Genomic DNA, 7,294 nt, shown 5'->3' with positions numbered 1-7,294 from the left:
GGGGCTTTTCCCGGCAAGCTCTTCCTCGGCTGGGGGATCAACGTCTTCCTGCTGCTCTTCTCGGCCATGCTGTTCCGGGTGTCCAGCGCCGAGCAGGCATGGCTGATGATCCGGAAGATCTTCACCTGGGGCTCGGGCCTCGACGTTCCCGTGGAGTGGGCGTTCCTGATCGCCGGCCTCGCGGGAGTCCACGCGCTCTGCTTCTGGCACTACAAAGAGGACCTGCTGCAGCGGCTCGGCTGGCCGGGTCGGATCGCGCTGGTCTCGGGCGTGGTGCTGTCGATCGCGATCTTCGCCGCGACCAGCCGGCCCTTCATCTACTTCCAGTTCTGAGCCTCGAACGCGGCGACCACGCGCTTCGGCGCGACCATCCGCCAGGACTCCTCCGCGATCTCCGCGACCTCGCCCCAGTCGAGATCGACGTCGAGTCGCAGTCCCACCCAGCCGCTCGCGCCGACGTACTTCGGGCGGAAGAAGCGGCGCGGATCGGCCTCGATCAGCATCGCCTGCGCGCCCGGCTCCGCCGGGAACGTGATGGCCACGAGCCCGTCGCCGTGATGGTCGTCGCCGAAGCTCACGAAGACCTTTCCGCCCTTGCCGTTCTTCGCGCCGACGAAGAAGGTCGGCTCGCCGTGCGAGAGCCGTTCGCTCGACTCCGGCAGCGCGAGGCAGATCCTGCGCAGCCGCACGAGCAGCCGCTCGACCCTGCGCGAGTGCTGCTTCACCGGGTGCATGCGCCTGGCGGCCTCCCTCGCCAGGGCTACGAGCCCGCGATCGTCATTCGCGAGATGCGCAGCGTCGGCGCGGCGGCGGAGCCGAGCCAGAGCAGATCGCTTCCGATCGCGTCGATCTCCTTCAGCATCGCGCCGAGGTTCCCCGCGATCGTGATCTCCTCGACCGGGAAGGCGATCTCGCCGTTCTCGATCCAGAGACCCGAGGCCCCGCGCGAGTAGTCGCCGGTGACGGGGTTGAATCCCTGGCCGATCAGCTCGGTGACGTAGAGCCCGCGCCGCGTCGATGTGACGATCGTCTCGGGCGAGAGCGTTCCCGGCTCGAGCCAGAGATTCGTCGTCGTCGCGCCGCCGCCGCGCACCGCGCTGCCGGTCGAGGCGAGCCCGAGCTTGCGCGCGGCGTAGGTGTCGAGGATCCAGCTTCGCAGCCGTCCGCCGTCGACGAGAACGTTGCGGCGCGTCGGCAGCCCTTCCCCGTCGAACGGCCGCGAGCCGAGGCCACCGGCGCGCCGGCCGTCGTCGGTGATCGTCACGCCGGGCGCGGCGACTCGCTCACCCATGCAGCCCGCGAGGAAGCTCGCGCCGCGGTAGACGGAGTAGCCGGACAGGCATCCCGCGAGCTGTCGGATCAGGCTCGGCGCGACGACGGGATCGAAGATCACCGGCGCCTCGCAGGTCGGCACGCGGCGCGCGCCGAGCTTGCGCAGCGCGCGCTTCGCGGACTTCGCGCCGACGGCGGCCGAAGGCTCGAGGCCGTCGAGGCGACGCGAGGCGGTGTACCAGACGTCGCGCTGCATCGCGCCGTCCGCGGCTCGGGCGAGCGACTCCGCCACGAGCGAGTGTCGGCCGGACTCGTAGTCGCCGAGGAAGCCCGCGCTGTTCGCGTAGATGATTCGCGAGCGCGATGCGTCGACCTGCGACCCGTCCGAGTCGGCGATGCGCGGATCGACCGCGCGCGCCGCGGCCTCGGCCTCGCGCGCGGCGGCGATCCGGCCCTCGGTGTCGAACGGGTGATCGCGCGGATCGAAGAGCGCGAGGTCGGGCGCATCGGCCGCGAAGCCGCGGTCGGGGAGGCCCGCGCACGGATCGGGCACGGTCGCGATCGCGAGCGCGACGGCATCCGCGGCCACGCTCGCGATCACGCCCGGCGCGAGGTCGTTCGAGCGCGTGGTCGCCGAGGAGAGCCCGCCGCGACCGCCGTAGAAGACGCGCACGCCCAGGCTGCGCTCGCGCGACTGCTTCACGAAGTCGATCGCCGCTCCGCGCACGCGCGCTTCGAAGCTCTCGCCCTGGCTGATCGCCACGTCGGCGGCGTACGCGCCGGCCTTGCGCGCGCAGTCGAGCGCGTGCAGTGCGGCATCGCGAAGCTCGTCCACGCTAGCCCTCGGTCCCGCCGACGGTGAGCCCGTCGATGCGGATCGTCGGCATGCCCACCCCCACCGGCACGCCCTGACCGTCCTTGCCGCAGGTTCCGATCCCCGGGTCGAGCGCCAGATCGCTTCCGATTCGCGACACGCGCAGCAGCGCGTCGGGTCCGTTGCCGATCAGCGTCGCGCCCTTCACAGGCGCGCCGATCCGGCCGTCCTCGATCCGGTACGCCTCGCTGGCCGAGAAGACGAACTTGCCGCTGGTGATGTCGACCTGGCCGCCGGCGAACGAGACCGCGTACAGGCCGTTCTTCACCGAGCGCAGGATCTCGGCCGGATCGTCCGGGCCCGCGAGCATGAAGGTGTTGGTCATGCGCGGCATCGGCAGGTGGTGGTAGCTCTCGCGCCTTCCGTTTCCGGTCGGCTTCATGCCCATCAGCCGCGCGTTCAGCCGGTCCTGCATGTAGCCGACCAGGATCCCGTCCTCGATCAGCACGGTGCGCCCGGTGGGCGTGCCCTCGTCGTCGACGTTCAGCGAGCCGCGCCGACCCGGAAGCGTGCCGTCGTCCACGACCGTGACGCCGGGCGAGGCCACGCGCTGGCCGAGCCGCTCCGCGAAGGCCGAGGTCTTCTTGCGGTTGAAGTCGCCCTCGAGCCCGTGGCCGACCGCCTCGTGGAGCAGGATTCCCGGCCAGCCGGGGCCGAGCACGACGTCCATCGTGCCCGCGGGGCAGCTCACCGCGTCTAGGTTCGTGAGCGCGATCCGAACCGCCTCGTCGACCAGCGGCTTCCAGGTCGCGGGGTCGCCGATCCGCGCGTACGCGATGCGCCCGCCCGTGCCCTGCGATGCGGACTCGCGGCGCGCGCCCGAGGCGGCGATCACCTGCACGCGAAGCACCACCAGCGGCTGCCGATCGGCGACCCAGGTGCCGTCGCTGGCGGCGATCATCAGGTTGCGCTCCTCGCAAGCGACGCTCGCCATGACCTGCGCGATGCGCGGATCGCGCGAGCGCGCGTAGGCGTCGATCTCCTGGAGCAGACGCACCTTCGTGTCGATCGGCGCCGCGGTCGGCGACTCGCGCAGGCTGTAGAGGTCGAACGCGGGCTGCGCGGGGCGGCGAAGCGCGACCGCCTGCACGCGCGCCGGACCCTCGGCGATCGCGCGCGCGGTTCCCGCGGCGAGCTTCACGCTCTCGAGCGAGATCTCGTCCGCGTGCGCGTAGCCCTGGCGCTCGCCGGCCTGGGCGCGCACGCCGACCCCCTGCTCGACCGCGCGGGCGCCGGACTTGACCAGGCCCTCCTCGATCGAGACCGCGTCGCGCGTGGTGTACTCGAAAAAGACGTCCGCGAAGTCGATCGGCCGGGCGAGCGCCGTTGCAAAGACCGACTCGAGCCCGCGCGCGTCCACGCCGAAGTCCCGGCGAATGCCGGACGGCTCCGCCCCGACGCGCTTCGCTCTCGCCAACGGCCTTTCCTCCCCGACGGGCCAAGGTAACATGCAAAGGACCGTGGCCCCCAACCCCGACTCCCTCCTGCGCAAGCTGCTCTCCGAACGCGTCCTCGTGCTCGACGGCTCGATGGGTGTGCTCTTGCAGAGCCGGGGCCTCTCCGAGTCCGACACGCGCGGCGAACGCTTCAAGGGGCATTCCCACGACCTGAAGGGCCACGACGGCGTGCTCGCGCTCTCTCGCCCCGACGTGATTCTGGGCGTGCACCGCGAGTATCTCGAGGCCGGAGCCGACCTGATCACGACCGCGACCTTCAACGGCTCGTCGATCTCGCTCGCGGATTACGGGCTCGAGCCGATCGCGCTGGAGCTGAACGTCGCAGCCGCGCGCATCGCGCGGCGCGCGGCCGACGAGTGGAGCGCGATCGATCCGGGCAAGCCGCGCTTCGTGGTCGGAGATCTAGGGCCGCTGCCGAAGACGCTCTCGCTCGGCCCCGACGTGAACGACCCGGCGTTTCGTGCGGTGACGTTCGACCAGGTGCGCGACGCGTACGCGACCCAGGTCCGCGGGCTTCTCGAAGGCGGCGCCGACGTGCTGATGATCGAGACGATCTTCGACACGCTGAACGCGAAGGCCGCGATCGTGGCGATCGAAGACGTGTTCCAGGCGTCGGGCCGGCGCGTGCCGGTGATGATCTCGGTCACCTTCTCGGACAAGAGCGGGCGCAACCTCTCGGGCCAGACGCTCGACGCGTTCTGGACCTCGGTCGCGCACGCCAGACCCCTGGCCATCGGCCTGAACTGCGGGCTCGGCGCGGAAGAGGTCCGCCCGTACGTCGAGGAGCTCTCGTCGCTCGCCGACACCTTCACCTCCGTCCACCCCAACGCCGGACTGCCCAACGTGCTCGGCGAGTACGACCAGACGCCCGAGATCATGGCGCGACTGCTGCGCGAGTTCGCCGAGTCGGGCTTCGTGAACCTGGTCGGCGGCTGCTGCGGCACCAATGCCGAGCACATCCGCCAGATCGCCGCGGCCGTCGCGGGCCTTCCGCCGCGCCGGGTCCCGGTCTTCGCCGAGAAGCGCTCCCGCTACAGCGGCCTCGAGAGCTTCACGTTCTCGCCCGAGATCCCGTTCGTGATGGTCGGCGAGCGCACCAACGTGACCGGCAGCAAGAAGTTCGAGCGCGTGATCAAGGCGGGCGATTTCGAGGCCGCCGCCGCGATCGCGCTCGATCAGGTACGCGGCGGAGCGAACATCCTCGACGTGAACATGGACGAGGGCATGATCGATTCGGAAGCCGTGATGACGCGCTTCCTGAACCAGATCGCCGCCGACGACGAGATCTCGCGCCTGCCCGTGATGGTGGACAGCTCCAAGTGGAGCGTGATCGAGGCGGGGCTGAAGTGCCTGCAGGGCAAGTCGATCGTGAACTCGATCTCGCTGAAGGAAGGTGAGGCCGACTTCCTGGCCAAGGCGAGGCAGGCGCGCCGCTACGGCGCGGGCGTCGTGGTGATGGCCTTCGACGAGGCGGGCCAGGCCGAGACGGTCGAGCGCAAGGTCGAGATCTGCACGCGCGCCTACCGGCTGCTGACCGAGCAGGTCGGCGTTCCGCCCGAGGACATCGTCTTCGACCCGAACATCCTGGCGATCGCGACCGGGATCGAGGAGCACGCGCGCTTCGCGATCAACTTCATCGAGGCGACGCGAATCCTCAAGGCGACACTGCCGGGAGTGAAGATCTCGGGCGGCGTCTCGAACCTGTCCTTCTCGTTCCGCGGCAACGACGTGGTGCGCGAGGCGATCCACTCCGCCTTCCTGTACCACGCGGTTCGCGCGGGAATGGACATGGGCATCGTGAACGCGGGACAGCTCGCGGTCTACCAGGACATCCCGCGCGAGCTGCTCGAGCACGTCGAGGACATCCTGTTCGACCGCCGCCCGGACGCGACCGAGCGGATGGTCGAGTACGCCGAGCGCGTGAAGGGCGCAGGCAAGAAGCGCGAGGTCGATCTGGCCTGGCGCGAAGCGCCGGTCGAGCAGCGTCTGGCGCACGCCCTCGTGCACGGGCTGGTGGACTTCATCGAGGTCGACGTCGAGGAGGCGCGACTCGCGCTGCCGCGCCCGCTCGACGTGATCGAAGGCCCGTTGATGGACGGCATGAAGATCGTCGGCGACCTGTTCGGCGCCGGAAAGATGTTCCTGCCGCAGGTCGTGAAGAGTGCGCGCGCGATGAAGCGCGCGGTCGCCTGGCTCGAGCCGTTCATGGAGAAGGACAAGCAGGGCAGCCGCTCGGCGGGGAAGATCGTGCTCGCGACCGTGAAGGGCGACGTGCACGACATCGGCAAGAACATCGTCGGCGTGGTGCTCGCCTGCAACGGCTACGAGGTGATCGACCTCGGCGTGATGGTGCCCGCCGCGAAGATCCTGGAGACCGCGCTCGCGGAGCGCTGCGACGCGATCGGCCTCTCGGGCCTGATCACGCCCTCGCTCGACGAGATGGTGCACGTCGCGAAGGAGATGCAGCGGCAGGGCTTCGAGCTGCCGCTGCTGATCGGCGGCGCGACCACGTCCACGCAGCACACGGCGGTGCGGATCGCGCCGCAGTACGAGCGGCCGACCGTGCACGTGCAGGACGCTTCGCGCGTCGTGGCCGCGCTCTCGGGCGTGCTCGACGCGGGCAAGCGCGCCGAGTTCGACCGCGCGAACCGCGCCTCGCAGGAGCGGCTGCGGCTCGCGCACGCCTCGCGCATGGAGCGCCCGCTCGTGGCGCTCCCGGACGCGCGAGCGCGCGCGCCGAAGCTCGAGTTCGGCGCGGGCGAGATCAGCGTTCCGGAGTTCCTCGGCCGGCGCGTGCTCGACGACGTGCCGCTGGCCGAGCTCGCCGAGCTGATCGACTGGACCTTCTTCTTCACCGCCTGGGAGTTCAAGGGCCGCTTCCCGGCGATCCTCGAGCACCGCACCCAGGGCGCCGCCGCGCGCAAGCTCTACGACGAGGGCCGCGCGCTGCTGCGCAAGCTGATCGACGGCGGCGAGCTGCGCGCCCGCGGCGTGTACGGCTTCTGGCCCGCCTGCAGCGACGGCGACGACCTGGTGCTCTTCGGCGACGAGTCCCGCAGAACCGAGGTCGCGCGCTTCCCCATGCTGCGCCAGCAGCGGCCTACCAACGACACCGACCCGTGTCTGTGCCTGGCCGACTTCGTGGCGAAGCGCGAGAGCGGCGCGCGCGACTACCTGGGCGCGTTCGCCGTCACCGCCGGGCTCGGCAGCGACGCGATCGTGCGCCGCTTCGAGGCCGAGCTCGACGACTACGACGCGATCATGGTGAAGGCCCTGGCCGATCGGCTCGCCGAGGCCTTCGCGGAGTGGCTGCACAGGAAGGCGCGGCGCGAGTGGGGCTACGGGCGCGACGAGTCGCTCTCGCTCGAGGACCTGATCGCCGAGAAGTACCGCGGCATCCGGCCTGCGCTGGGCTACCCGGCCTGCCCCGATCACACCGGAAAGTCCGCGCTCTGGCAGCTGCTGCACCCGGACGAGATCGGGATCGAGCTCACCTCGAGCTTCGCGATGACCCCGCCCGCGAGCGCCTCGGGGCTCTACTTCGCGCACCCGAAGTCGCGCTACTTCAGCGTCGGCAGGATCGGCCGCGACCAGGTCGCCGAGTACGCCGCGCGCCGCGGCGTCCCGATCGAAGAGGTCGAGCGCTGGCTCGCGCCGAATCTCGGCTACGAGCCAGCGTAGTCCCCTCGCC

General features: G+C 70.7%; 4 protein-coding genes. 1 reads left to right on the top strand and 3 read right to left on the bottom strand.

Annotated elements, in window-relative coordinates:
• Positions 1–317 precede the first annotated feature (317 nt).
• From FJ108_11685 to tldD, 3 genes are read right to left on the bottom strand one after another with little or no spacing between them, the layout of a single operon-like run.
• The gene (locus FJ108_11685; GenBank protein MBM4336555.1) at positions 318–734 is read right to left on the bottom strand and encodes an MmcQ/YjbR family DNA-binding protein; all 417 of its coding nucleotides are present in this window, start codon (positions 732–734) and stop codon (positions 318–320) included.
• Between the two features lie 26 nt (positions 735–760).
• The gene (locus FJ108_11680) at positions 761–2,107 is read right to left on the bottom strand and encodes a TldD/PmbA family protein (GenBank protein ID MBM4336554.1); all 1,347 of its coding nucleotides are present in this window, start codon (positions 2,105–2,107) and stop codon (positions 761–763) included.
• Position 2,108: 1 nt separating this feature from the next.
• Positions 2,109–3,596, bottom strand: a complete 1,488-nt coding sequence (gene tldD / locus FJ108_11675; protein MBM4336553.1) for a metalloprotease TldD — start codon at positions 3,594–3,596, stop codon at positions 2,109–2,111.
• On the opposite strand from tldD, the gene metH reads away from it, so the two are divergent.
• A complete protein-coding gene (gene metH / locus FJ108_11670) occupies positions 3,595–7,284 on the top strand; it encodes a methionine synthase (protein ID MBM4336552.1) in 3,690 nt (1,229 codons plus the stop codon). The two genes, tldD and metH, sit on opposite strands and share 2 nt — an antisense overlap.
• Positions 7,285–7,294 lie beyond the last annotated feature (10 nt).

Source organism: Deltaproteobacteria bacterium, from assembly GCA_016875225.1.
Lineage (GTDB): Bacteria > Myxococcota_A > UBA9160 > SZUA-336 > SZUA-336 > VGRW01.
This window is presented reverse-complemented; position numbering and strand designations above follow the sequence as displayed.

Coding starts and splice junctions, on each gene's coding strand:
- FJ108_11685 (MBM4336555.1), bottom strand. CDS start 734: ATGCACCCGGTGAAGCAGCACTCGCGCAGGGTCGAGCGGCTGCTCGTG.
- metH (MBM4336552.1), top strand. CDS start 3,595: ATGCAAAGGACCGTGGCCCCCAACCCCGACTCCCTCCTGCGCAAGCTG.
- tldD (MBM4336553.1), bottom strand. CDS start 3,596: ATGTTACCTTGGCCCGTCGGGGAGGAAAGGCCGTTGGCGAGAGCGAAG.